This window comes from Enterobacter vonholyi, from assembly GCF_008364555.1.
In the GTDB taxonomy this organism is placed as follows: Bacteria; Pseudomonadota; Gammaproteobacteria; order Enterobacterales; family Enterobacteriaceae; genus Enterobacter; species Enterobacter vonholyi.
Map to the genome: position 1 here is coordinate 94,306 of NZ_VTUC01000038.1, position 23,864 is coordinate 118,169.

23 protein-coding genes are annotated in these 23,864 nt (G+C 55.7%); 8 read left to right on the plus strand and 15 right to left on the minus strand.

The window, feature by feature from the left end:
- Nucleotides 1-10 precede the first annotated feature (10 nt).
- A complete protein-coding gene (locus F0319_RS21095) occupies nucleotides 11-961 on the plus strand; it encodes a glycoside hydrolase family 43 protein (RefSeq protein WP_149367705.1) in 951 nt (316 codons plus the stop codon).
- An 18-nt stretch (nucleotides 962-979) separates the two neighbouring features.
- On the opposite strand, the gene ampE is transcribed toward F0319_RS21095, so the two are convergent.
- The gene (ampE, locus tag F0319_RS21100) at nucleotides 980-1,834 is read right to left on the minus strand and encodes a beta-lactamase regulator AmpE (RefSeq protein WP_149367706.1); all 855 of its coding nucleotides are present in this window, start codon (nucleotides 1,832-1,834) and stop codon (nucleotides 980-982) included.
- 9 nt (nucleotides 1,835-1,843) lie between these two features.
- Nucleotides 1,844-2,395 carry a 1,6-anhydro-N-acetylmuramyl-L-alanine amidase AmpD gene (gene ampD, locus F0319_RS21105; protein WP_111964026.1) on the minus strand — a complete coding sequence of 184 codons (552 nt, stop codon included), beginning with the start codon at nucleotides 2,393-2,395 and terminating at the stop codon, nucleotides 1,844-1,846.
- Nucleotides 2,396-2,482: 87 nt separating this feature from the next.
- On the opposite strand from ampD, the gene nadC reads away from it, so the two are divergent.
- The 4 genes from nadC (at nucleotide 2,483) to hofC (ending at nucleotide 6,555) form a co-directional block, all read left to right on the plus strand.
- Nucleotides 2,483-3,376, plus strand: coding sequence for a carboxylating nicotinate-nucleotide diphosphorylase (gene nadC, locus F0319_RS21110; RefSeq protein WP_115876431.1), 894 nt, complete (start codon nucleotides 2,483-2,485; stop codon nucleotides 3,374-3,376).
- A 174-nt stretch (nucleotides 3,377-3,550) separates the two neighbouring features.
- On the plus strand, nucleotides 3,551-3,988 hold the full coding sequence (gene ppdD / locus F0319_RS21115) for a prepilin peptidase-dependent pilin (protein WP_149367707.1): 438 nt from the start codon (nucleotides 3,551-3,553) through the stop codon (nucleotides 3,986-3,988).
- A 10-nt stretch (nucleotides 3,989-3,998) separates the two neighbouring features.
- Nucleotides 3,999-5,381 (plus strand): type II secretion system protein GspE, encoded by a 1,383-nt coding sequence (gene gspE, locus F0319_RS21120; protein ID WP_149367708.1) that lies wholly within the window; start codon nucleotides 3,999-4,001, stop codon nucleotides 5,379-5,381.
- The gene (hofC, locus tag F0319_RS21125) at nucleotides 5,371-6,555 is read left to right on the plus strand and encodes a protein transport protein HofC (protein WP_149367709.1); all 1,185 of its coding nucleotides are present in this window, start codon (nucleotides 5,371-5,373) and stop codon (nucleotides 6,553-6,555) included. The genes gspE and hofC overlap by 11 nt, the downstream gene beginning before the upstream one ends.
- A 41-nt stretch (nucleotides 6,556-6,596) precedes the next feature.
- Here hofC and F0319_RS21130 read toward each other — a convergent pair whose 3' ends face one another.
- Nucleotides 6,597-7,640, minus strand: coding sequence for a GMP reductase (locus tag F0319_RS21130; protein ID WP_127729618.1), 1,044 nt, complete (start codon nucleotides 7,638-7,640; stop codon nucleotides 6,597-6,599).
- A gap of 228 nt (nucleotides 7,641-7,868) precedes the next feature.
- Between F0319_RS21130 and coaE the strand changes: the two genes are divergently transcribed.
- From coaE to yacG, 3 genes are read left to right on the plus strand one after another with little or no spacing between them, the layout of a single operon-like run.
- Nucleotides 7,869-8,489, plus strand: coding sequence for a dephospho-CoA kinase (gene coaE / locus F0319_RS21135; RefSeq protein WP_149367710.1), 621 nt, complete (start codon nucleotides 7,869-7,871; stop codon nucleotides 8,487-8,489).
- Entirely contained in the window at nucleotides 8,489-9,232 is a 744-nt protein-coding gene (gene zapD / locus F0319_RS21140; protein WP_047173318.1) for a cell division protein ZapD, read from the plus strand. The genes coaE and zapD overlap by 1 nt, the downstream gene beginning before the upstream one ends.
- 9 nt (nucleotides 9,233-9,241) lie before the next feature.
- The gene (yacG, locus tag F0319_RS21145; protein WP_111964032.1) at nucleotides 9,242-9,436 is read left to right on the plus strand and encodes a DNA gyrase inhibitor YacG; all 195 of its coding nucleotides are present in this window, start codon (nucleotides 9,242-9,244) and stop codon (nucleotides 9,434-9,436) included.
- 33 nt (nucleotides 9,437-9,469) lie between these two features.
- Here yacG and mutT read toward each other — a convergent pair whose 3' ends face one another.
- The 12 genes from mutT to murD all read right to left on the minus strand — a co-directional run bounded on the left by mutT (nucleotide 9,470) and on the right by murD (nucleotide 23,863).
- On the minus strand, nucleotides 9,470-9,862 hold the full coding sequence (gene mutT / locus F0319_RS21150) for an 8-oxo-dGTP diphosphatase MutT (protein ID WP_111964033.1): 393 nt from the start codon (nucleotides 9,860-9,862) through the stop codon (nucleotides 9,470-9,472).
- 57 nt (nucleotides 9,863-9,919) lie between these two features.
- Nucleotides 9,920-12,625 carry a preprotein translocase subunit SecA gene (secA, locus tag F0319_RS21155; protein WP_111964034.1) on the minus strand — a complete coding sequence of 902 codons (2,706 nt, stop codon included), beginning with the start codon at nucleotides 12,623-12,625 and terminating at the stop codon, nucleotides 9,920-9,922.
- A 58-nt stretch (nucleotides 12,626-12,683) separates the two neighbouring features.
- A complete protein-coding gene (gene secM / locus F0319_RS21160; RefSeq protein ID WP_188035116.1) occupies nucleotides 12,684-13,187 on the minus strand; it encodes a secA translation cis-regulator SecM in 504 nt (167 codons plus the stop codon).
- A 278-nt stretch (nucleotides 13,188-13,465) separates the two neighbouring features.
- Nucleotides 13,466-14,383 (minus strand): UDP-3-O-acyl-N-acetylglucosamine deacetylase, encoded by a 918-nt coding sequence (lpxC, locus tag F0319_RS21165; RefSeq protein ID WP_008501977.1) that lies wholly within the window; start codon nucleotides 14,381-14,383, stop codon nucleotides 13,466-13,468.
- A 101-nt stretch (nucleotides 14,384-14,484) separates the two neighbouring features.
- A complete protein-coding gene (gene ftsZ, locus F0319_RS21170; protein WP_008501978.1) occupies nucleotides 14,485-15,636 on the minus strand; it encodes a cell division protein FtsZ in 1,152 nt (383 codons plus the stop codon).
- A gap of 63 nt (nucleotides 15,637-15,699) precedes the next feature.
- A complete protein-coding gene (gene ftsA, locus F0319_RS21175; RefSeq protein WP_023334508.1) occupies nucleotides 15,700-16,956 on the minus strand; it encodes a cell division protein FtsA in 1,257 nt (418 codons plus the stop codon).
- The gene (gene ftsQ / locus F0319_RS21180) at nucleotides 16,953-17,795 is read right to left on the minus strand and encodes a cell division protein FtsQ (protein ID WP_111964036.1); all 843 of its coding nucleotides are present in this window, start codon (nucleotides 17,793-17,795) and stop codon (nucleotides 16,953-16,955) included. Before ftsQ ends, ftsA begins: the two co-directional genes overlap by 4 nt.
- A gap of 1 nt (nucleotide 17,796) precedes the next feature.
- Entirely contained in the window at nucleotides 17,797-18,717 is a 921-nt protein-coding gene (locus F0319_RS21185; RefSeq protein WP_149367711.1) for a D-alanine--D-alanine ligase, read from the minus strand.
- A complete protein-coding gene (murC, locus tag F0319_RS21190) occupies nucleotides 18,710-20,185 on the minus strand; it encodes a UDP-N-acetylmuramate--L-alanine ligase (RefSeq protein ID WP_149367712.1) in 1,476 nt (491 codons plus the stop codon). Before murC ends, F0319_RS21185 begins: the two co-directional genes overlap by 8 nt.
- A 56-nt stretch (nucleotides 20,186-20,241) precedes the next feature.
- Nucleotides 20,242-21,306 (minus strand): undecaprenyldiphospho-muramoylpentapeptide beta-N-acetylglucosaminyltransferase, encoded by a 1,065-nt coding sequence (murG, locus tag F0319_RS21195; RefSeq protein WP_149367713.1) that lies wholly within the window; start codon nucleotides 21,304-21,306, stop codon nucleotides 20,242-20,244.
- On the minus strand, nucleotides 21,303-22,547 hold the full coding sequence (ftsW, locus tag F0319_RS21200; RefSeq protein WP_111964038.1) for a cell division protein FtsW: 1,245 nt from the start codon (nucleotides 22,545-22,547) through the stop codon (nucleotides 21,303-21,305). The genes murG and ftsW overlap by 4 nt, the downstream gene beginning before the upstream one ends.
- The gene (gene murD / locus F0319_RS21205) at nucleotides 22,547-23,863 is read right to left on the minus strand and encodes a UDP-N-acetylmuramoyl-L-alanine--D-glutamate ligase (protein WP_149367714.1); all 1,317 of its coding nucleotides are present in this window, start codon (nucleotides 23,861-23,863) and stop codon (nucleotides 22,547-22,549) included. The genes ftsW and murD overlap by 1 nt, the downstream gene beginning before the upstream one ends.
- Between the last annotated feature and the right edge of the window lies 1 nt (nucleotide 23,864).

Consider the following 23,864-nt stretch of genomic DNA (forward strand, 5'->3'; position numbering starts at 1 on the left):
GGAAAGCCGAATGCAAACCTGGCCAAACCCGTTTATCGAACAACGCGCCGATCCGTACATTTTACATCACGAGGGGCAGTACTATTTTATCGCCTCCGTGCCGGAGTACGACAGGCTGGCGATCCGCCGCGCAGCGTCGCTGGAAGGCTTACGTCATGCCGAAGAAGTGGTGGTCTGGCGTAAACCCGAGACCGGACCAATGAGCCAGCTGATTTGGGCGCCGGAACTGCACCACATTGACGGGAAGTGGTACATCTATTTTGCTGCGGCGCACACCCAGGCGCTCGACGCGCTCGGGATGTTCCAGCACCGCATGTTTGCTATTGAATGTGCCGACAGCGATCCGCTTACCGGCACGTGGGTGGAAAAAGGGCAGATCAAAACGCCTTTCGATACCTTCGCCCTGGACGCCACCACCTTTTTGCATCAGGGGAAACGCTGGTATCTGTGGGCGCAAAAAGCGCCGGATATCACCGGGAACTCCAACCTTTATCTGTGTGAAATGGCGAACCCGTGGACGCTAAAAGGCGAGCCGGTGATGCTCAGCAAGCCGGAATACGACTGGGAGTGTCGCGGGTTTTGGGTCAACGAAGGCCCGGCGGTACTGGTTCACGGCGATAAGCTGTTTATCAGCTATTCCGCCAGCGCTACCGACGAGAACTACTGCATGGGGCTGCTGTGGATAGACCTGAACGCGGATCCGCAAAACCCACTGAACTGGCAAAAATCTCCGCATCCCGTATTCGTGACCAGCTACGAAAACCGCCAGTACGGCCCGGGCCATAACAGCTTTACGCAAACGCCGGAAGGGGGCGATGTGCTGGTGTATCACGCGCGGAATTACACCGAAATTGAGGGCGATCCGCTGTACGATCCGAATCGCCATACCCGCCTGAAGCTTGTCCGCTGGAATGAAAACGGGATGCCTGATTTCGGCATCCCGTCCGCGGATACGCTTTAGACTTTGCGGCGCGCTGGCTTACACCAGCGTGCCATAGATAGTCAGCAGCGCCACGATAACCACCACCACAAACGACGTCTTCTTCGCCATGGAGACAGCGGCTTTCGGCGTTTCAATCTTGTCGGTATGCGGCTCACGTGCCAGCGAGAACTGCGCCAGACGCGTTAGCACCTGATACTGCGACGTATGGCGATCGGCAAGAGAAGCGAACCATGCGGGCAACGCTTTTTCACCGTGGCCAATTAACGCATAAACCACGCCCACCAGACGCACCGGGAGCCAGTCGAGCACGTGCAGGATGGCATCGATGCCGGACAGCAGGCGCTCATGCGGCGTCAGATAGCGGGCAAGCCAGGTCTGCCAGGCGCGCAGGAACGCATACCCCATCAGCAGTACCGGCCCCCACGGGCCGCCCACTACGAACCAGAACAGCGGCGCCAGGTAGTAACGGAAGTTAATCCACAGCAGCGCGTTTTGCAGCTCGCGCAGAAACTCGCGCTCGTCGCAGTCAGGCGGCACGCCGTGGATCATAGTCAGCTCGCTCGCCATGGCACTGCGCGCATGGGCATCGTCACGGGAAGCGGCTTTCAGGTAGGCGTGATAGTGCAAACGCACCTTGCCCGCACCAATGCACAGCACGCCGAGCAGGATCCACACCACCAGCAGCGGCACGTTGAAAAACAGTCCGTACAGCGAGCGCAGGAGCAGGAACGTAATGACCATCATCCCTGCCATCATCAGCAGCGTGCGCAACATGGAAAAATGCTTAATCCGGCGGAAAAACACCTCCAGCCGGTGATCCAGATGCCAGTGCTCACCGAGCTTGAACAGGCGTTCAGCGATGATGACCAGCAGCATGGTAAACAACGTCATGGTATCTCCTTATTCTGACGACGCGGTAAGCATGGCGCGAAAGCGGGGCCAGTCGAATGCCGGGCCGGGATCGGTTTTTCTCGCCGGGGCAATATCGCTGTGTCCCGTAATATTGTCGGCAATGGTCGGGTAAAGTCCGATAAGCGTGCGGGTCACAGCCGCTAGCTGTTGATACTGTGAATCGGTGTAGGGCGTGGTATCCGTGCCTTCCAGTTCGATCCCGATAGAAAAATCATTGCACCGCTCGCGCCCGTGATACACCGACACCCCGGCATGCCAGGCGCGCTTATCAAAAGGAACATACTGAACCACTTCACCATCGCGACGAATCAGGCAGTGAGCCGATACGCGCAGATGTGCAATTTCAGCAAAGAAGGGATGAGCATCGGGATCAATCGTTCCCGTGAATAACGCATCAATCCACGGGCCGCCAAATTCACCCGGCGGGAGACTAATATTATGAACCACCAGCAGTGTGGGCTTTTCATCCTCCGGGCGGCAATCGTGGTGCGGCGAGGGCACACGCCGCGCATCCACCAGCCATCCGTTTTCTAACAACATGCTGGAACTCCTTCTGTATGGTGCAATGACTCGGTTCAGAGTAGCATGTTTCAATATTATGATTCGTTACCAATTTGGAGTTTTATCATGCCGCCTCGCCGCTACAACCCCGACCACCGACGTGAAGCGCTTCTGGAACGTATTAATATGGATATTCCGGCAAGCGTCTCCCATGCTTTGAAAGAAGATCTGGGCGGTGATGTTAATGCCGAAAAGGATATTACCGCACAATTGTTGCCGAAAGAGACGCGCTCCCACGCGGTCATTATCACCCGCGAAGAGGGTGTTTTTTGCGGCAAGCGCTGGGTTGAAGAGGTCTTTACTCAACTGGCGGGTGATGATGTGCAGATTATCTGGCACGTTGAAGACGGCGATGCGATTACGGCAAACCAGCCGCTGTTTGAACTGGACGGACCTTCCCGCGTCTTGCTGACTGGCGAACGTACCGCGCTCAACTTTGTACAAACGCTCTCTGGTGTCGCCAGTGAAGTACGTCGCTACGTTGACCTGCTGGCAGGCACCCGCACCCAGCTGCTGGATACCCGCAAAACGCTGCCGGGCCTGCGCACGGCGCTGAAGTATGCGGTGCTGTGCGGCGGTGGCGCAAACCATCGTCTGGGCCTGTCCGACGCCTTCCTGATTAAAGAAAACCATATTATTGCCTCTGGCTCCGTGCGTCAGGCAGTGGAGAAGGCCTTCTGGCTGCACCCTGATGTGCCGGTTGAAGTGGAAGTGGAAAACCTGGACGAGCTGGAGCAGGCGATTAAGGCCGGGGCCGATATCATCATGCTCGATAACTTCGAAACCGAGCAGATGCGCGAGGCGGTAAAATTGACTAACGGCCGGGCCCAGCTTGAAGTGTCCGGGAACGTCACCTTCGAAACGATCCGTGAATTCGCCGAAACCGGCGTGGATTACATCTCCGTCGGCGCGCTGACCAAACACGTTCGCGCCCTCGACCTCTCAATGCGCTTCAAATAATGCATTGTCCCCTCTCCGCCCGGAGAGGGGAAATTCAGCCCCGCTCGCAGATTCACTGTTCTTCGCTGCAACGCTGCATAAATTCTCTGAAGACCCCTTCCCGTTCCCTTTTTTGCCTCTCGTTTCTGCTCTTTCCCACTGACAAAGTAGCGCCACTTTGCATAAGGAGCAGATATGGACAGACAAAAAGGATTCACACTCATTGAACTGATGGTGGTCATTGGCATTATCGCGATTCTGAGCGCCATCGGCGTACCAGCCTATCAGAACTACCTGCGCAAAGCGGCGCTGACCGATATGCTGCAAACCTTCGTTCCTTACCGCACTGCCATTGAGCTTTGCGCACTGGATCACGGAGGCGTGGAGAGCTGCGATGCCGGCAGTAACGGTATTCCTTCCCCCACCACGACACGCTACGTTTCAGGAATGAGCGTGGCAAAAGGGACCGTGACCTTAACAGGACAGGAGAGTCTTAACGGGCTGACGGTAACCATGACGCCACGGTGGAACGACGGCAACGGTATGACGGGCTGGACGCGCGACTGTAAGATCGGTGCTGATAGCGCCCTGGAACAGGCCTGCGAAGACGTTTTCCGCTTCGACAACAACTGAGGAGCGGATAATGAATACCGAGCAACTCGTGGCGCTTTGTCTGCGCCACCGCGCGCTGCTGCTCACCAGCGACAGTGACATGGTCAGCATTGCCGTCGTGGGAAGCCCCGCGGCTGAACTCATGGAGGCGCTGCGCTTCGCGACCCAGAAACGAATTGATATTGAGTGCTGGAGCGCTGAGCGCATGGAAAAACACCGGCAGCTAACGTCCCAATCGCATCTGCCCGGCATTTCGCAAACATACTCAACAGTAGATGTCCTCAACCACACGCTGCTGCAGGCAATCAACCGGCGCGCCTCTGATATTCATATCGAACCGATGGAGCACGCGTGCCAGATTCGTTTACGTATCGACGGCGTACTTTGTCCTCAGCCTCCTCTTGCCGCTGAACTGGCAAGCCTGTTCAGCGCACGTTTAAAGGTGCTGGGTAACCTGGATATTGCAGAACGTCGTTTGCCCCAGGACGGTCAATTTACGATTGAGCTGGCAAACGAGCCGGTCTCATTTCGGATCGCGACGCTTCCCTGCAGCGGTGGTGAGAAAATTGTGCTGCGTCTCTTGCATCAGGTTCAGCAGGCCCTTGAGCCTGAAGCGCTTGGTATGAGTGCTGAACAACTGGCCCGTTTCAACGAGGTGCTCCACCAGCCGCAGGGGCTGATTCTGGTCACCGGCCCTACAGGCAGCGGCAAAACCGTGACCCTGTACAGCGCGCTGCAGGCGCGTAACACCCCTGACGTCAACATATGCAGCGTGGAGGATCCCATTGAGATCCCCCTTACGGGTTTAAACCAGACGCAGATTAATCCCCGGTCGGGTTTAACATTCCAGAGCGTGTTGAGGGCGCTGCTACGTCAGGATCCCGACATCATTATGGTCGGCGAAATCCGTGACGGTGAAACGGCAGCAATTGCCATTAATGCCGCCCAGACCGGTCATCTGGTACTGTCAACGCTTCACACCAACTCGACGACAGAAACCCTGATTCGCCTTGAGCAGATGGGCGTCGCGCGCTGGATGATATCTTCCGCGCTGTCGATGGTGATTGCCCAGCGACTGGTCAGGCGCCTGTGCCCACATTGTCGTCGGGAAGCCAGCGAGCATGCTGAATTACCGCGCGCCGTATGGCCCAGACCGCTTCCACGCTGGCAGCCCACCGGCTGCGAACGGTGTTATCACGGTTTTTATGGTCGCGTGGCCATTTTTGAAGTCCTGACGATCGACAATGCCCTGCGGCAGGCCATTGCCAGTGGAGCGGGAACAGAAGTGATAGAAGCGAGCGCCCGGCAGGCGGGAATGATTTCTCTTTACGAGCACGGTTGCATGGCCGTTGAACAAGGGTTGACCACGGTCGAAGAACTGGTGCGCGTGCTGGGAATGCCGGATGGCGGCTAATCAACTCTGGAGCTGGCGAGCGCTCACCAAAGAAGGAGAACCCCGAAGCGGGACACTCTGGGCCACAGACCGCAATGCCGCCTTCACCAGGCTAATGCGGAGCGATCTCCATCCTTTGACGCTGACCCGATGCACTCAGCGACACCGCTGGCGGCCACATCACTGCTACGAGATGTTTCGCCAGCTTGCAACGCTTTTGCAGGCCGGGCTGACGTTGTCCCACAGCCTGCAGATGCTGGCAGAGCAACATCCGTTAAAACCGTGGCAGGCACTGCTGCAAAGTATTGCCGATGAGCTCAGTGAGGGAGCCCCCTTTTCTGAGTCGCTAAAAAAGTGGCCAGCCGTTTTTAGCCCACTGCATGTCTCGATGGTGAAAACCGGTGAGCTCACAGGGAAACTGGAGGAGTGTTGTCGCCAGCTCGCGCAGCAGCAAAAAGCGCAGCAGGAGCTCAGAGCAAAGGTAAAAAAAGCCCTGCGCTATCCGGCGATTGTCCTGACGCTGGCCGTGCTCGTGGTGCTGGCGATGGTCATCCTGGTCTTGCCGGAGTTTGCCGCGATCTATAAAACGTTTAACGCTCCGCTTCCGCTGCTGACTCAGATGGTCATGGGGCTGGCCGCCTTTATCCAGTCCTATGCCCTCGCGTTGTTCGCCGCGTTATTAGCGCCCTTAGCCGCTGCCTGGGCTCTGCGGCAGAACCCTCGGTGGCAGCGCATGCTGATGTATACGCCCGTGATGGGCGCGCTGGCAAAAGGACAAAAACTGGGGCACATCTTTACCGTGCTGTCACTCACGCAGCAGTCCGGAATCCCCTTTCTACAGGGCCTGGAGAGTGCAGAGGAGACCGTTGAAAGTCGGTACTGGCAGGGAATACTCCGTGGCGTTCGGGAGGACATTGAAAAAGGTCTCCCCGTCTGGTCATCCTTTAATAAAGTGGACATCTTTACCCCGCTGTGTATTCAGCTTTTACGAACCGGCGAAATGTCAGGTGCGCTGGATATCATGCTGGCAAACCTCGCCCGGCATCACACGGAACAGACCTTTCAACGAGCAGATAATCTGGCGGCACTTCTCGAGCCAGTGCTTCTGATTGTGACAGGGGTCATCATCGGCACGCTGGTGGTGGCAATGTACCTGCCAATTTTCCATCTGGGGGATGCGTTGAGTGCGGGATAGTACAGTAGGGCTGGCGCACGGGCATGCGCCAGCGAAAGCCATTACAGGCTATTGAATACGCGGTTTTCTTGTTCCTGAACGCGAATAAACGTCGTACGCTTTGTCAGCTCTTTCAGACGGGATGCCCCAACGTAGGTGCAGGCAGAGCGCAGGCCGCCGAGGATATCGCGTGCAGTGTTTTCAACCGGGCCGCGCAAAGGCAGCTTCACGGTTTTGCCTTCTGCCGCACGGTATTTTGCCACGCCACCGACGTGACGGGTCATCGCAGACTCAGAGCTCATGCCGTAGAACAGCATGAATTTCTCGCCGTTCTCTTCAACTACGGTACCACCGCTCTCTTCGTGACCTGCCAGCATACCGCCGAGCATCACGAAGTCCGCGCCGCCGCCGAAAGCCTTTGCGACATCACCCGGCATGGTGCAACCGCCGTCGCTGATGATCTGTCCGCCCAGCCCGTGCGCCGCATCGGCACATTCAATGACGGCGGAGAGCTGCGGATAACCGACGCCGGTTTTGACGCGTGTCGTGCATACAGAGCCCGGACCAATGCCCACTTTCACGATATCGGCACCGGAGAGGATCAGCTCTTCACACATTTCACCGGTCACCACGTTGCCCGCGATGATGGTTTTCGTCGGCCAGGCCTCACGCGCCTTGCTGACGAACTGCACGAAGTGCTCGGAGTAACCGTTCGCCACGTCAATACAAACGAAGTTGAGCGCCGGGTTAGCGTTCAGGATCTGTTTGGTCTTCTCGAAATCCGCATCGGAGGTGCCGGTAGAAACCATCACATGCTTCACTACGTCAGCAGATGTGGACGCGACAAACGCATTCCACTCTTCAGGGCTGTAATGTTTGTGCACGGCGGTGAGAATATCAAACTGTGCCAGGGCGGTTGCCATCTCAAAGGTACCCACAGTATCCATATTGGCAGCAATGATCGGCACGCCAGACCAGGTCTGACCGGAATGCTTAAAGGTGAATTGACGTTCGAGTTCAACGTCTGAGCGACTTTTCAGTGTAGAGCGTTTAGGGCGGATAAGAACGTCTTTGAAACCTAACTTCAGATCTTCTTCGATACGCATGTGCGGATTCCTGGGGTTAGAGGCAAATATGTTAAAAGCACAACTCCAGTGACGCTATCATACGCACTAATACCTGCTCCGCAAGACTGCGAAATTCTCTTTTTTTACGCTACAATCCTATAAATTTACCTGGTCAAAAGCCGGTAAACAGGGCTAAACAGTTGCTGGCGCACCTGAGAGTTTTAATCCACTGATTTTAATAATGAATAATTCCCAGGATTTGATTTAATGGGGTATATCGTCGCATTAACCGGCGGCATCGGTAGTGGCAAAAGTACCGTTGCGGACGCGTTTTCTCGTTTGGGTATCACGATTATTGATGCCGATATCATTGCCCGCCAGGTGGTAGAGCCCAATACACCCGCGCTAAAGGCCATAGCAGAACATTTTGGTCAGGCAATCATCAATGCCGACGGCACACTGAATCGCCGTCAGCTTCGCGAATGGATTTTTTCTGATTCTGCGGAAAAAGCCTGGCTTAATGCCCTGCTCCACCCCATCATCCACCAGGAAACTCAGCGTCAGATAGCCGCAGCCCGCTCGCCCTATGTCCTGTGGGTGGTCCCGCTGCTGGTGGAAAATCAGCTGCATCAGAAAGCCGATCGGGTGCTGGTGATTGATGTTGAACCCGAAACGCAAATCCAGAGAACCATGACGCGCGATCGCGTTTCGCGGGAGCATGCTGAACAAATTCTTGCCGCTCAGGCTACGCGCGCTCAGCGTCTTGCCGTGGCGGATGATGTTATTGATAATAACGGCGCACCAGATGCCATTGCATCGGATGTTGCCCGTCTGCACGCGCAGTATCTGACGTTCGCCGCGCAGGCCGTTGCACAGGAAAAACCATAATGTCGACACACATCCTTTTTGAGCATCCGCTCAACGAAAAAATGCGCACCTGGCTGCGTATCGAATTTCTTATTCAACAACTTTCACAACATCTGCCGGTTAACGATCATGCCACCGCATTGCACTTCTTCCGCAACGTAGGCGATCTGCTGGATGTGATTGAACGCGGTGATGTCCGCACAGAATTACTCAAAGAGCTGGAGCGCCAGCAGCGTAAATTGCAGGCATGGACAGAAGTCCCCGGCGTAGATCAGAGCCGTATCGACGCGCTCCGCCAGCAGTTGAAAAGCAGTAGCGCCGTCCTGATGGCCGCGCCACGCGTCGGGCAGTTTTTGCGCGAAGACCGCCTGATTGGTCTGGTGCGCCAGCGCCTGAGCATCCCTGGCGGCTGCTGTAGCTTCGACCTGCCGACGCTGCATATGTGGCTACATATGCCACAGGCTCAGCGTGACGCGCAGGTGAACAGCTGGCTGGCAAGCCTGGAGCCTATGCACCAGACGCTGTCGCTGATCCTCGACCTGATACGTAACTCTGCGCCGTTCCGCAAGCAAACCAGCCTGAATGGTTTCTACCAGGATAACGGTGATGATGCCGATCTTCTGCGCCTGAATTTATCGCTTGGCGAACAGCTTTACCCGCAGATTTCCGGGCATAAGAGCCGTTTTGCGATTCGCTTTATGCCGCTGGACAGTGAAAATGGCACCGTGCCGGAACGTCTCGATTTTGAACTGGCCTGTTGTTAAGGAGTGCCGATGTCTGATGTCACCACCGTAAGCTGCCCGACCTGCGGCAAAACCGTTGTATGGGGCGAAGTGAGTCCGTTCCGCCCATTCTGCAGCAAGCGCTGCCAGCTCATTGATCTGGGCGAATGGGCGGCGGAAGAGAAACGCATTCCAAGTGAAGGCGGTCTCTCGGACAGCGACGACTGGAGCGAAACCCAGCAGTAATCAGTAACGCCTGCTGGCCTTCGCTTAGCAGGCCTACGATTGTGCGGCTAACCGGAGGATCACAGGCTCATTGGCTGGCGGGAATTTTTCGGCATCACTTGCCTGAAGTTCCACCCAGTTACCCGGCTGTCCCTCTTTTCCCCAGGGTTCACCCTCCCAGTTTTCCACCAGCCAAAACCACAGCGTGATGTGCCTGTCCGGAAACTGGTATTCAAGCTTATCAAACAGCGTTGCGCCATGCGGGGTGATCCCCACCTCTTCCTGAAGCTCGCGAACCAGCGCCTCTTCCGGCGTTTCACCTGACTCGATTTTACCGCCCGGAAACTCCCACTTGTTTGCCATGTGGGCGTCGGCAGCGCGCTGGGTGATGAAGATTTGGTTTTGCGGGTTGCGGATAATCCCGACGGCAATTTGCAGTATTTTCATAGTGTCGCTTCCATAAAAAAGGCGCAGAAATCTGCGCCTTTTTGTTTTTTTATGAACTTAGCTCAGACGGCCGTGGCACGCCTTGTACTTTTTACCGGAACCACACGGGCACGGATCGTTACGACCCACTTTACGATCGCCGGTCTGCGCGGCGATCGCCGCTGCAGCTTCGCTGTCGTCGGTTTGGTGGCTCAGCTGTTGCATTTGTGCCAGACGCTCGGCTTCTTCACGACGCTGCTGCTCCATCGCTTCTACCTCTTCCGGCATGCGCACCTGAACCTTGCTCAGGGTGCTAATCACTTCATACTTCAGTGACTCCAGCATAGACGCAAACATGGAGAAGGATTCACGCTTGTATTCCTGCTTCGGATCTTTCTGCGCATAGCCACGCAGGTGGATACCCTGACGCAGGTAGTCCATCGCCGCCAGGTGCTCTTTCCACAGGGAGTCCAGAGTCTGCAGCATCACGCCTTTTTCAAAGTGACGCATCATCTCAGCGCCAACAACCTCTTCCTTACGCTTGTATACGTCCAGCGCGGTTTCAAAGATACGTTCACGCAAGGTCTCTTCGTGCAGCTCAGGCTCTTTATCCAGCCACTCTTTGATTGGCAGATCGAGGTCAAAGTCGTTTTTCAGGCGTTCCTGCAGGCCTTCGATATCCCACATTTCTTCCAGAGACTGCGGTGGAATATGCGCGTCGATGGTGGCTTTAAACACATCTTCACGAATGCTATTGATGGTTTCGCTCACGTCGGAGACGTCCAGCAGTTCGTTACGCTGGGTGTAGATCGCACGACGCTGATCGTTAGCCACGTCATCATATTCCAGCAGTTGCTTACGAATATCAAAGTTGCGGCTTTCCACTTTACGCTGTGCGTTCGCGATCGCTTTGGTCACCCACGGGTGCTCAATGGCTTCGCCAGGTTTCATCCCCAGCTTACGCATCATGCCGGATACGCGGTCGGAAGCAAAAATACGCATCAGCGCATCTTCCATAGACAGGTAGAAGCGGGATGAACCGGCATCACCCTGACGACCCGCACGACCACGCAGCTGGTTATCAATACGACGCGATTCGTGACGCTCCGTACCGATGATGTGCAGACCGCCGGAAGCCAGAACGGCGTCATGACGAACCTGCCAGTCGGCTTTGATCTGCGCAATCTGTTCTGGCGTTGGGTTTTCCAGCTCAGCCACTTCAGCCTGCCAGCTACCGCCCAGCATAATATCGGTACCACGACCCGCCATGTTGGTGGCGATGGTGACGGCAGCCGGATAACCCGCCTGCGCAACAATGTCTGCCTCTTTAGCGTGGAACTTGGCGTTCAGAACGTTGTGCTTGATGCCTGCTTTGGTCAGCTCGTTGGAAACCACTTCGGATTTCTCGATGGAGATGGTCCCCACCAGAACCGGCTGGCCTTTTGCGGTACGTTCGCGAATGTCTTCAATGATTGCCTGGATTTTTTCCGCTTCGGTCATGTACACCAGATCCGGCATATCCTTACGGATCATCGGACGGTTGGTTGGAACAACCACGGTATCCAGCTTGTAGATGGAGCTGAATTCAAACGCTTCGGTATCGGCGGTACCGGTCATCCCTGCAAGCTTCTCGTACAGACGGAAGTAGTTCTGGAAGGTGATAGACGCCAGCGTCTGGTTTTCATTCTGAATATCCACACCTTCTTTGGCTTCCACAGCCTGGTGCAGACCGTCAGACCAGCGACGTCCCTGCATAGTACGGCCGGTGTGTTCATCGACGATGATCACTTCACCGTCTTTCACGATGTAATCGACGTCGCGGGTAAACAACGCGTGCGCACGCAGTGCAGCGGTCACGTGGTGCATCAACATAATGTTGCTTGGGGAGTACAGGGACTCACCCTCTTCCATGATGCCTTCAGCGACCAGCAGCTCTTCAATTTTCACCAGACCGCGTTCGGTCAGGTTTACCTGGCGCGCTTTTTCATCAACGGAGAAGTGGCCTTCACCCTGGAAGGTGTCGGAGTCCTCTTTCTCCTGACGCAGCAGGTGTGGAATGATTTTGTCGACTTTACGGTACATCTCGGAGCTGTCTTCAGCCGGGCCGGAGATGATAAGCGGAGTACGCGCTTCATCGATCAGGATGGAGTCCACCTCATCCACCAGCGCGTAGTGCAGCTTACGCTGGACGCGCTCTTCAGGGCTGAACGCCATGTTGTCACGCAGGTAGTCGAAGCCGTATTCGTTGTTGGTACCGTAGGTAATATCCGCGTTATACGCTTCACGCTTGGCTGGCGCAGGCAGGCCGGACATGTTGATGCCGACAGTCATACCGAGGAATTCGAAAAGTGGACGGTTGTTTTCGGCGTCACGCTGCGCCAGATAGTCGTTGACGGTAACGACGTGAACGCCTTTACCGGTCAGCGCGTTCAGGTAAGCCGGCAGCGTTGCGGTCAGGGTTTTACCTTCACCGGTACGCATTTCCGCGATGCAGCGCTCGTTGAGCACCATACCACCCAGCAGCTGAACGTCGAAGTGACGCATGCCGAATACACGCTTACTCGCTTCGCGCACGACAGCAAACGCTTCCGGGATCAGGCTTTCTAAGGTTTCACCTTTTTCCAGACGCGCACGAAATTCCGCTGTTTTCGCTTTAAGCTCGTCATCAGAGAGCTTCTCCATCGCCGGTTCCATACCGTTGATGACGGCAACTGCTTTGCGCATACGGCGCAGGGTACGATCGTTACGACTACCAAAAACTTTAGTTAACAATTTGATTAGCATAATAAATTCTCAAACGCCCCATTGTGGGCAGATAAATTAAGGTATTGAAAAAGTTAATTTAGCTGAGGCGTTGCGGCCCGGCGCGAATGCCGTGAGCCTGGCTAATCCAGGTTGAAACAGAGAATGAAACAGGTGAAACAAACTCACGTTGCGTCGACTGACGAGCTATGACCGGCGGCTGGCTGTCCTGCGTGAGCAGCGCGTTGAGCGTGTCCAGCAGGGCAAGATGCTGAGCCTGCACCGGCAGCGCCTCTTCCGCAACAGGCATGGCCTGCGGTGCCATCGCAAACGACAGATGGCGGATAACCGTGCGGATAGCGTGCTGGTGCCAGTAATCGACGGTGAAGTTTGGACGGCGGCTGGCTTCAAGCCACGCAAGATTAGTGAAGTTAACCCGCGTGTTGAAATCGTGTTTAGTCGTGGAGGTTTTTGCGGGCGTCGCCGCTTCGGCACTGTTGCTGAGCGCAGGCAAGCCAAAGCTCGCCGCGACCATCCCTAATAAGAGATGCGGCCAGAAGTAACGTCTGCCAAATTGTCGCCAGCGCGTCAGTATTCCGCTCACCTGCTCCACCCAATAAGCCAGCCTTGCAGAGGCTGAGTTCAGTTATTCTTTTAGCGCCCAGATAGTATCACTAAAGCCAATGCACATCAGCAGGAATGAGGTGCCGCCGCGGGGAAAAACGGTCAAGAATGCAGCTAACGCACACATTTTCTGCGAAAGACAAACAAGAGATAACGCTGGGGCAAACTAAGAAGGGTAAAAATAAAAACGACTGGTCTTCCTGGTCGGAGAGAGTACCAGGTTAACCAGTCGATTTTTTTACGAAACGGCGTGAACCGTTACGCCAGAACCATGCTCGGTGCTTTGAAAGCCAGCGGCAGCTCAGCTTCGTCTTCGAAGGTCACATATTCCCAGGCTTCCTGTTTTGCCAGGACGGCCTGCAACAGTTTGTTGTTCAGCGCATGACCGGATTTGAACGCGGTAAATGCACCAATGATGTTGTGACCACACATGAACAGGTCGCCGATAGCATCCAGCATTTTGTGACGAACGAATTCATCTTCGAAACGCAGGCCGTCTTCGTTCAGTACGCGATAATCGTCAACAACGATGGCACAATCGAAGCTGCCGCCCAGGCACAGGCCGCGGGACTGCAGATATTCGATATCACGCATGAAGCCAAACGTACGGGCTCGGCTTATCTGGCGCATAAACGCATCGGCAGAGAAGTTCATCGCATAGCGTTGGGTGCTGGAGTCAATCGCCGGATGGTTAAAGTCGATGGTAAAGTCCAACGAGAAACCATTGTACGGTTTGAATTCAGCCCATTTGTCGCCATCTTCGACGCGAACGGTCTCTTTGATGCGAACAAATTTCTTCGCGCAGTTCAGTTCTTCGATGCCAGCATCCAGCAACAGATAGACGAACGGTGCAGCACTGCCATCCATAATCGGGATTTCTGGCGCATCGACTTCAACAATAATGTTGTCGATACCCAGTCCCGCCAGGGCGGCGTTCAGGTGCTCAACGGTAGAAATCCGCACGTCATGCTCGTTAACCAGACAAGTACAGAGCATAGTATCACGCACAGATTTGGCATCGGCCGGAAAATCTACCGGTGGATTCAAGTCGGTGCGACGATAGATGACCCCGGTATTGGCCGGCGCAGGGCGTAACGTCAGCGTGACTTTCTTGCCGGTATGTAAACCGACACCCGTCGCCTGAACGATACGTTTAAGTGTCCTTTGTTTGATCATCGTATAATCTCGCCAAATTAACTATCCAACCGAGAGTGTATATCACTAACGGTGGGCCAGTTTAGCACAAAGAGCGCAAATCCCCAAATTCCAGCCAATTCTTAGTCAGCTTGCTTACGCAGGAACGCCGGGATATCCAGATAATCTGGCTCTTTCGCCGTTTGCGGCGTTGGGTCGTTCACCACTTTCGCGGCCGGTTTCTGCTCCTGAGTCAGAGGAGACATACCGTGCTGCTGGTAACGATCCATTACCGGTTGCTGAGTCTGCTTGTTAGTCACTAAGGTGATCTCAGGACGTTTATCCATGCCGATACCGGTAGCAACAACGGTAACACGCAGCTCGTCGTTCATTTCAGGGTCAAGAGAAGTACCGATTACCACGGTAGCGTTGTCAGAGGCGAACGCACGGATAGTGTTACCCACGGTTTCGAACTCATCCAGACGCAGGTCAAAGCCAGCGGTAATGTTGACCAGCACACCGCGCGCACCAGACAGATCGATATCTTCCAGCAGTGGAGAAGAAATGGCCATTTCAGCTGCTTCTTCTGCACGATCTTCACCGCTCGCCACGCCAGAGCCCATCATCGCGTAGCCCATTTCGGACATCACGGTGCGAACGTCTGCAAAGTCAACGTTCATCAGGCCAGGACGGGTAATCAGTTCAGCGATACCCTGGACCGCGCCTTTCAGCACGTCGTTTGCTGCACCGAATGCGTCAAGCAGGGAGATACCGCGCCCCAGAACCTTCAACAGCTTGTCGTTAGGGATGGTGATCAGCGAGTCCACATGCTTGGACAGCTCGGTGATACCCTGCTCCGCGAACGCCATACGCTTCTTGCCTTCAAAGTTGAAAGGCTTGGTCACGACAGCAACGGTCAGGATACCTAAATCTTTAGCTACTTCAGCCACAACAGGTGCTGCGCCGGTACCCGTACCGCCACCCATACCTGCTGCGATGAAGACCATGTCCGCACCTTCCAGTGCAGCGCGCAGCGCTTCACGATCTTCTTCAGCCGCATTGCGACCAACTTCCGGGTTAGCCCCTGCTCCCAGCCCTTTGGTGATACCACCGCCGATCTGGATAGTCTGGCCTACAGCCGTCTTACGCAGTGCCTGCGCATCGGTGTTAACTGCGAAGAATTCAACACCTTCAATGCGTTCACGCACCATATGCTCTACGGCGTTACCGCCGCCGCCACCGACGCCGATGACTTTAATCACCGCGTCGTTGGTCAGTTCCATAGGTTCAAACATAATTTCTCTCTCCGTTGTGCCTGTCGCCCGAGACCGCTAATTCTCTCCGGTCTCTTAAAAAAATTAAAACTCTTTTCGCAACCAGTTGTTCAGTCGTTTGACCCACGACCCCACTGAGACGCGTTTTTCCACTTCTGCTTCACCACTGAGATGAGATTCCTTCCCGTAGTGAAGCAGGCCCACAGCCGTTGAATAATACGGCTCCTGAGCATAATCCGTTAAACCGGTGATATTCAGCGGCGCACCAATACGCACCTGCGTATGGAACACGCGCTGAGCACAGGCCGCAAGACCTTCAATTTGCGCTGCACCGCCGGTTAATACAATCCCCGCCGCAAGATGATGCTTAACACCCTGCTGACGAAGCTGTTCCTGTAACTGTAAAATCTCTTCGTTGACCAGGTTGAGCAGCTCGGTATAGCGCGGCTCAATCACCTCTGCCAACGTCTGGCGCTGCAGGCTACGCGGTGGACGACCACCGACGCTCGGCACTTCAACGCTCTCATCTTTGCCAACGATAGACCCCAGCGCACAGCCGTGGCGCACTTTAATTGCTTCTGCATCGCTCGGCGGCGTACCAAAAGCGTAAGCAATATCGCTGGTCACAACGTTCCCGGCATAAGGGATCACTTTAGTGTGGCGCAACGCACCGCCGGTATAGACGGCGATATCCATTGTACCACCACCAATATCGACCACACAGACACCCAGTTCACGTTCATCTTCGGTCAGCACGGAATAACTTGCCGCCAGACCCGCGAAAATAAGTTGGTCAACTTTCAGGCCACAACGTTCAACGGCTTTTACAATGTTCTTCGCCATATCGTTGTGACATGTGATCAGGTGCACTTTTGCCTGCATACGTACGCCAGAAAGACCGACCGGGTTCTTGATCCCTTCCTGGTAGTCAATCGCATATTCCTGCGGAATGACATGCAGCACGCGATGTTCGTCGCGGACACGCACGGATTTCGCCGTGTGCACTACGTTTTCAACGTCTTCCTGCGTCACTTCTTCTTCGGAAATCGGCACCATACCAATTTCGTTCTGGCAGCTAATGTGCTTACCAGAAAGGGCCAGATAGACAGACGAAATCTGGCAATCTGCCATCAGTTCAGCCTGATCGATGGCGCGCTGAACGCATTTCACCACCGATTCAAGATCGTTTACCCCACCTTTATCCATACCACGGGACGGGCAACTGCCTACGCCAATGATATTGACCATACCGTCGGGCAGAACTTCCCCTACTAAAGCGGCAACCTTCGCGGTGCCAATCTCCAGTCCAACTACCAGTTTTCTGTCCGTCGCCTTGATCATTGTTGTTCTGCCTGTACCTGTGCCTGATTCTGTTGCTGATTAGGTTCCTCGACCGGAGCCGGTACCCAACCGACTGCTGCGCCTGAGTCATAGCGCAAATCAACGTAGCTTATCCGTTTGCCGTCAGTCTGTGCCTGCTGCTGTAAAACCGGGTAAAGTTCGACAAAACGCGCCAGACGCTTCATGGTGTCCCCGCGTCCCAGGTTGAGCTTAATGCCGTTCGTTAACGTCAGCTGCCAGGAACGGCGCGCCGTCATGGCAGCATCTTTTAACGTAAACCTGTCCTTCGCCAGCACCTGACCCATTTCGCGAAAACCCTGTAACACTTCGTTTTCGCTGCCTTCAGGGCCATACAACATCGGTAAATTTTGCTTGTTGACACGATCGGCCGGGACGCTGAAGGAATTTCCGTCTGCGTCAACCATGTGCTGATCATTCCAACGCGCAATGGGCACATATTCAACCAGATGAATCTTCAATTCATCAGGCCATTGCTTTCTTACGCTCGCCTGTTTTATCCATGGCAGACGTTCTATCTGACTCTGAATAATATTGACGTCCTGCGTCATAAAGGTGCCAGGCGAACCCAGCGCCAGTATTGACTGGCGAATATCGTCGTTACGCGTGTAGTGACGCTCACCGGTGACCACCAGCTTAGAGAGCGGCAACCGCTGCGCATCTTCCATCCAGCCCAGGACCATCCAGCCGCTGATAAACACGGTGCACAGCACCCCGAGCAGGAAAATGATGCCTGCAAGACGCGTTCCATTGCTGCGGCGTGAAGAGGTGTATTCGTCCTCGTCATCGCGGTTGCGCGTGTTCAATGCAGCCTGAGACATATCAGCCCGCCTGGTCCAGAATGCGTACGACTAACTGCGAGAAACTCATCTCCGCCTGACGCGCGGCCATCGGCACAAGGCTGTGGCTGGTCATTCCCGGAGAGGTATTGGCTTCCAGCAGATAAAATTGTCCATCACTATCCTGCATCACGTCGATGCGTCCCCAGCCCTGACAACCCAGAATATGCCAGGCTTTAAGCACCAGGGACTGTAAATCGGCTTCACGCTCAGCTTCAAGACCACTTGGGCAGAAATATTGCGTCTCATCAGAGAGATACTTCGCCTCATAATCATAGAAGACTCCAGCGGGTTGGATACGGATTGACGGTAAAATTTCTTCGCCAAGCATCGCGACGGTAAATTCCGGCCCGCTGAGCCATTTCTCTACCAAAACTTCATCATCATGTTGAAATGCCAGTGCTAAAGCGGACGAAAGATCTTCAGCTTTGTCGACTTTGGACATTCCCACGCTGGAGCCTTCCCGGCTTGGCTTTACAATAACCGGTAAGCCCAGTTCAGCAATGCGTGCATTAACGCTATCCGGCAGGCCCAATTCAAATTCGCGACGCGTCAGTGCCACCCATGGCGCAACAGGTAAACCTGCGCCCTGCCACAGCAGCTTGCTGCGCAGTTTGTCCATTGAGATAGCGGAAGCCATCACGCCGCTGCCGGTGTATGGCAGACCTATCAGATCCAGAAGCCCCTGCAGGGTGCCGTCTTCGCCGCCACGACCGTGTAAAGCGATAAAGACTTTATCGAAGCCCATGGCCTTTAACTGCGTCACGTCGACCTCTTTTGGATCGACCAGGTGCGCATTGACGCCACCTTCACGCAGGCCCGCCAGCACAGCCGCGCCGGAATTCAGGGAAACCTCACGTTCTGCCGAGGTGCCGCCAGACAGGACAGCAATCTTATCAGCCATGATGCTCATCCTCCTGGGTTTGCGGCTTCAGTTTGATTTCAGCTAAGGTACGGGCGATTTTGCCGATATTTCCCGCGCCCTGAATCAGAATCAAATCGTTACCCGTCAGGACCGGTGCCAGAATTTCCGCCACCTGTACAGGGTCAGAAACCAGAATAGGGTCAACCTTACCGCGTCCACGGATTGTACGGCACAGGGAGCGGCTGTCGGCCCCTGGAATCGGCGTCTCGCCTGCGGCGTATACGTCCAGCATTAACAGGGTGTCTACCTGTGACAGGACGCTGGCGAAATCGTCATACAGATCGCGCGTACGCGTGAAGCGGTGCGGCTGGAAGATCATCACCAGATTTTTGTCAGGCCAGCCCGCGCGTGCGGCTTTAATGGTGGCGTCCACTTCGGTCGGATGGTGGCCGTAGTCGTCCACCAGCATCGCTGAGCCGGCTTTACCGTTCACGGCATCCAGCGGGAATTCACCGAGGAAGTCGAAACGGCGACCGGTGCCCTGGAAGCTTTCCAGCGCGCGCAGAATTGCATCATCATCAATGCCTTCTTCCGTCGCGACGGCCACTGCCGCTGCGGCATTGAGGGCGTTATGGCGCCCTGGTGCATTCAGCGTGACGTGCAGCAGTTCTTTGTCCTGACGCGCCAGCGTGAAGTGTCCCTGCGCACCAATCTGTTTGTACTCCTCCACGCGAACGTCAGCGTCTTCGCTGAAGCCATAGGTGGTGATTTGACGACCCACGCGCGGCAGCAGCTCGCGGATCACCGGATCGTCTACGCACATTACCGCACGTCCATAGAACGGCAGGTTGTGCAGGAAGTTGATGAAGGTCTGCTTTAAGTTCTCGAAGTCGCCCTGGTAGGTATCCATATGGTCAGCTTCGATGTTAGTGACAATCGCCACCATCGGCTGCAGGTGCAGGAACGACGCGTCGCTCTCATCCGCTTCAGCTATCAGATAACGACTGTGGCCCAGACGTGCATGCACGCCCGCGGCTTTTACCAGACCGCCGTTGACGAACGTCGGATCGAGCCCCGCTTCCGCATAAATACTGGAAACCATCGCCGTGGTCGTGGTTTTACCGTGGGTCCCGGCAATGGCGATGCCGTGACGAAAACGCATCAGTTCCGCCAGCATTTCTGCACGGCGGATCACCGGAATGCGCGCTTCGTGCGCAGCAACGATTTCAGGGTTGTCAGAGGAGATGGCGCTTGAGACCACCACCACGCTCGCATCGCGCACGTTTTCCGGACGATGGTTGAAATAGATAGTCGCCCCAAGCGACGCCAGCTGCTGCGTAACAGGGTTTGGCGCCAGGTCAGACCCGCTGATCTGATAGCCTTCGTTAGCTAACACTTCGGCAATACCGCCCATGCCAGCACCACCGATGCCAACAAAGTGAATGTGCCGGACGCGACGCATCTCGGGCACGATTGAACGCAGTTTTGCCAGTTGTTGTGTATTCATTCTCTAAACGCCATCGACTACTTAAAATTCGTGCAGCGCAACACGCGCTGCGAGGGTTAAGCCTGGGCTGCCAGGCTCACTTCTTTTGCCACCCGTTCCGTCGCATCAGGGATAGCGGCCGCGCGCGCGCGTTGTGCCATCTCCAGCAGTGCGTCTCTGTCCCAGCCCGCCAGGGTGGTGGCGACCGCGTCGGCGGTAAATTGTGGCTGCTCAAAAATTTTCGCGGCACCGGCTTTCTCAAGCGGCAGCGCATTCCAGTACTGCTGTCTGTCTTTGTGCTGGAACGGCACAAACAGGGCCGGCAGACCCGCGGCGGCGATCTCGCTCACCGTCAGCGCGCCTGAGCGACAGACCACGACATCGGCCCACGCATACGCTGCCGCCATGTCGTCGATAAACTCTGTGACTTTATGCTGCGGCTGACCTTCGTCTGCGTAAGCCTGCTCAACGGTCTGCTGAGCGCCTTTCCCGCTCTGGTGCCAGATGGTCACGGTATCGCCCAGCTTTGCAGCTACCTGCGGCATCGTCTGGTTCAAGATACGCGCGCCCTGTGAGCCACCGACGACCAGCACACGAACCGGCCCTTCACGGCCCGTCAGGCGAGCATCCGGCAGCGGCAGCGCCAGCACGTCGACACGCACCGGATTACCCACTACGTCCGCTTTCGGGAACGCGCCGGGAAACGCCTGCATGACTTTAGTGGCGATTTTCGCCAGCCATTTGTTGGTCAGACCGGCAATACCGTTCTGCTCATGCAGAACGACGGGAATACCTAACGACCACGCCGCCAGCCCGCCGGGCCCCGAGACATAGCCGCCCATGCCCAGCACCACATCGGGCTTAAAGCGCTTCATGATGGTGCGCGCCTGACGCCAGGCGTTAAAAATACGCACCGGTGCCAGCAGCATTGCCTTGAGTCCTTTGCCCCGAAGGCCGGAAATACGAATAAAGTCGATCTCGATACCGTGTTTCGGCACCAGGTCGGCCTCCATGCGGTCTGCGGTTCCCAGCCAGCGTACCTGCCAGCCCTGATCCATTAAATGGTGCGCAACCGCAAGTCCCGGGAACACGTGTCCGCCGGTACCGCCTGCCATCACCATTAACCGCTTCGGTTGATTCATCGTGAACCTCGTGTAAACGCCTGGGCTTTCTCCAGACGCGTTTCATAATCTATGCGCAACAACAGCATGATGGCCGTCGACATAATCAACAGACTGGAACCACCATAACTGATCAACGGCAACGTCAGACCTTTGGTCGGCAGCATACCCGCTGCGGCCCCGACGTTAACCAATGCCTGGAAGCTAAACCAGATACCAATTGAGCAGGCCAGGAAGCCTGAGAAGCGGTGATCGATCTCCAGCGCTTTCCGGCCGATGGACATGGCGCGGAAAGCGACGAAGAATACCATTAATAGCGCTAATACCACACCGATATAACCCAGTTCTTCCGCAATAATGGAGAAGATGAAGTCAGTATGCGCTTCCGGTAAATACTCGAGTTTCTGTACCGAGTTCCCCAGCCCCTGTCCCCAGACTTCACCGCGACCAAAGGCCATCAGCGACTGCGTCAGCTGATAACCGCTACCGAACGGATCTTCCCAGGGGTTCCAGAACGAGGTCACACGGCGAATACGGTAAGGCTCGGCGAGGATCAGCAGCACAACCGCCGAAATCCCCATCCCGATAATAGCGATGAACTGCCACAGCTTCGCGCCCGCCAGGAACAGCATGGCCAGGGTGGTAACGAACAGCACGACAACGGTACCGAGGTCAGGCTGCGCCAGCAGTAATACCGCCAGCACCAGAATCACGCCCATCGGTTTTAAGAAGCCGCGCAGGTTGTTACGCACCTCATCTACCTTACGCACCAGGTAGTTAGCCAGGTAGCAGAACAGGGAGAGTTTGGTAAATTCCGCAGGCTGAATACGCAGCGGGCCGAAGGCGATCCAGCGGGATGCCCCGTTAACGGAGCTGCCCACCACCAGTACGATCAGCAGCATAATAATCGACGCGATCAGCATCGCCGTGCTGTGCCGCTGCCAGAACTCCATCGGCAGACGCAAGGTCACCAGCGCCAGACAGAACGCCAGGATGATGTAAAGACCATCACGTTTGGCAAACAGGAAAGGATCGTTCGCCAGACGCTGCCCGACGGGCATTGATGCCGACGTCACCATAATAAAGCCTACCGCCGCCAGCCCCATCGTGAGCCAGAACAGCGTGCGGTCGTACATGATCAGGCTGTCGTTATCTTTTTGACGAGAGCCCATCACCCAGCCTTTGAGCGCCGCAAACAGCCATGCCAGGATCCCAAATCCTGGCATGCGCGGCATTTTCAGGCGAGGGAGAGATAAACGCATCAGCCTAACTCCTTCGCCAGGCGGGTAAAGACATCACCACGCTGTTCGAAATTCTTGAATTGATCGAGGCTGGCACAGGCCGGAGAGAGCAGCACCATATCGCCTGGCTTCACGCGAGGGGCAATCAACCGCATCGCCTGTTCCATGGTTTCGGTTTGCTCGGCAACTTCAGGGCGCAGTTCAGCCAGTTCGCTGCCGTCACGGCCGAAGCAGTACAGGCGGATGTTATCGCCGGAGAGATAGGGCTTCAGCGAGGAAAAATCAGCTGATTTACCGTCGCCGCCCAGCAGTAAATGCAGGGTGCCGTCAACGTGCAGCCCGTTCAGCGCGGCCTCCGTGCTGCCCACGTTGGTGGCTTTGGAGTCGTTAATCCAGCGCACGCCGTTGTGCTCCAGCGCCAGCTGGAAACGGTGTGCCAGACCAGAAAAGGTGGTTAACGCTTTCAGGCTGGAGGAGCGCGGCAGCCCTACTGCATCCGCCAGCGCCAGCGCCGCCAGGGCATTGGTGTAGTTGTGCTGACCTGTGAGCTTCATCTCTTTCACGTTCAGCACTTTCTCACCCTTCACGCGCAGCCAGGTTTCGCCCAACTGGCGGTTCAGGTGGTAGTCCCCCATCGTAATACCAAAGCTAATACAGCGATCGTCTGCGCCACGCACCGGCATCGTCAGAGCGTCATCGGCATTAACAACGCAGACTTTGGCATTTTCATAAACGCGCAGCTTAGCGGCACGGTATTGCTGCAGGCCAAATGGATACCTGTCCATATGATCTTCAGTCACGTTGAGGATCGTCGCAGCCGCAGCATGCAGGCTGGAAGTCGTTTCCAGCTGGAAGCTGGAGAGTTCCAGCACGAACAGCTCGCAGCCTTTGTCCAGCAGCATCAGAGCAGGTAAACCAATGTTACCGCCAACGCCGACGTTCATGCCTGCCGCTTTCGCCATTTCACCCACCAGAGTGGTGACGGTGCTTTTACCGTTAGAACCGGTAATAGCGATAACGGGCGCCTGCGCTTCACGGCAGAACAGCTCGATATCGCCGACAATTTCCACACCCGCATCCGCGGCAGCGCTCAGCGAAGGGTGCGCCAGCGCCATACCCGGGCTGGCGACAATCAAATCGGCTGCCAGCAGCCAGTCATCATTCAGACCACCAAGGTGGCGTTCAACCTGTTCCGGCAGTTTGTCCAGACCCGGCGGAGAGACACGCGTATCCATCACGCGCGGCGTCACGCCGCGCGCGAGGAAAAAGTCCACGCAGGAGAGCCCCGTGAGGCCCAACCCGATGATAACGACTTTTTTGCCCTGGTAATCTGCCATG

Bases quoted from the DNA above. Each gene is read 5' to 3' on its own strand.
- murG (WP_149367713.1), bottom strand. From the start codon at position 21,306: ATGAATCAACCGAAGCGGTTAATGGTGATGGCAGGCGGTACCGGCGGA.
- secA (WP_111964034.1), bottom strand. From the start codon at position 12,625: ATGCTAATCAAATTGTTAACTAAAGTTTTTGGTAGTCGTAACGATCGT.
- hofC (WP_149367709.1), top strand. From the start codon at position 5,371: ATGGCGGCTAATCAACTCTGGAGCTGGCGAGCGCTCACCAAAGAAGGA.
- ftsA (WP_023334508.1), bottom strand. From the start codon at position 16,956: ATGATCAAGGCGACGGACAGAAAACTGGTAGTTGGACTGGAGATTGGC.
- mutT (WP_111964033.1), bottom strand. From the start codon at position 9,862: ATGAAAATACTGCAAATTGCCGTCGGGATTATCCGCAACCCGCAAAAC.
- ppdD (WP_149367707.1), top strand. From the start codon at position 3,551: ATGGACAGACAAAAAGGATTCACACTCATTGAACTGATGGTGGTCATT.
- F0319_RS21185 (WP_149367711.1), bottom strand. From the start codon at position 18,717: ATGGCTGATAAGATTGCTGTCCTGTCTGGCGGCACCTCGGCAGAACGT.
- gspE (WP_149367708.1), top strand. From the start codon at position 3,999: ATGAATACCGAGCAACTCGTGGCGCTTTGTCTGCGCCACCGCGCGCTG.
- lpxC (WP_008501977.1), bottom strand. From the start codon at position 14,383: ATGATCAAACAAAGGACACTTAAACGTATCGTTCAGGCGACGGGTGTC.
- ftsZ (WP_008501978.1), bottom strand. From the start codon at position 15,636: ATGTTTGAACCTATGGAACTGACCAACGACGCGGTGATTAAAGTCATC.
- ftsQ (WP_111964036.1), bottom strand. From the start codon at position 17,795: ATGTCTCAGGCTGCATTGAACACGCGCAACCGCGATGACGAGGACGAA.
- coaE (WP_149367710.1), top strand. From the start codon at position 7,869: ATGGGGTATATCGTCGCATTAACCGGCGGCATCGGTAGTGGCAAAAGT.
- F0319_RS21095 (WP_149367705.1), top strand. From the start codon at position 11: ATGCAAACCTGGCCAAACCCGTTTATCGAACAACGCGCCGATCCGTAC.
- murC (WP_149367712.1), bottom strand. From the start codon at position 20,185: ATGAATACACAACAACTGGCAAAACTGCGTTCAATCGTGCCCGAGATG.
- zapD (WP_047173318.1), top strand. From the start codon at position 8,489: ATGTCGACACACATCCTTTTTGAGCATCCGCTCAACGAAAAAATGCGC.
- ampD (WP_111964026.1), bottom strand. From the start codon at position 2,395: ATGTTGTTAGAAAACGGATGGCTGGTGGATGCGCGGCGTGTGCCCTCG.
- nadC (WP_115876431.1), top strand. From the start codon at position 2,483: ATGCCGCCTCGCCGCTACAACCCCGACCACCGACGTGAAGCGCTTCTG.
- yacG (WP_111964032.1), top strand. From the start codon at position 9,242: ATGTCTGATGTCACCACCGTAAGCTGCCCGACCTGCGGCAAAACCGTT.
- ampE (WP_149367706.1), bottom strand. From the start codon at position 1,834: ATGACGTTGTTTACCATGCTGCTGGTCATCATCGCTGAACGCCTGTTC.
- ftsW (WP_111964038.1), bottom strand. From the start codon at position 22,547: ATGCGTTTATCTCTCCCTCGCCTGAAAATGCCGCGCATGCCAGGATTT.
- murD (WP_149367714.1), bottom strand. From the start codon at position 23,863: ATGGCAGATTACCAGGGCAAAAAAGTCGTTATCATCGGGTTGGGCCTC.
- F0319_RS21130 (WP_127729618.1), bottom strand. From the start codon at position 7,640: ATGCGTATCGAAGAAGATCTGAAGTTAGGTTTCAAAGACGTTCTTATC.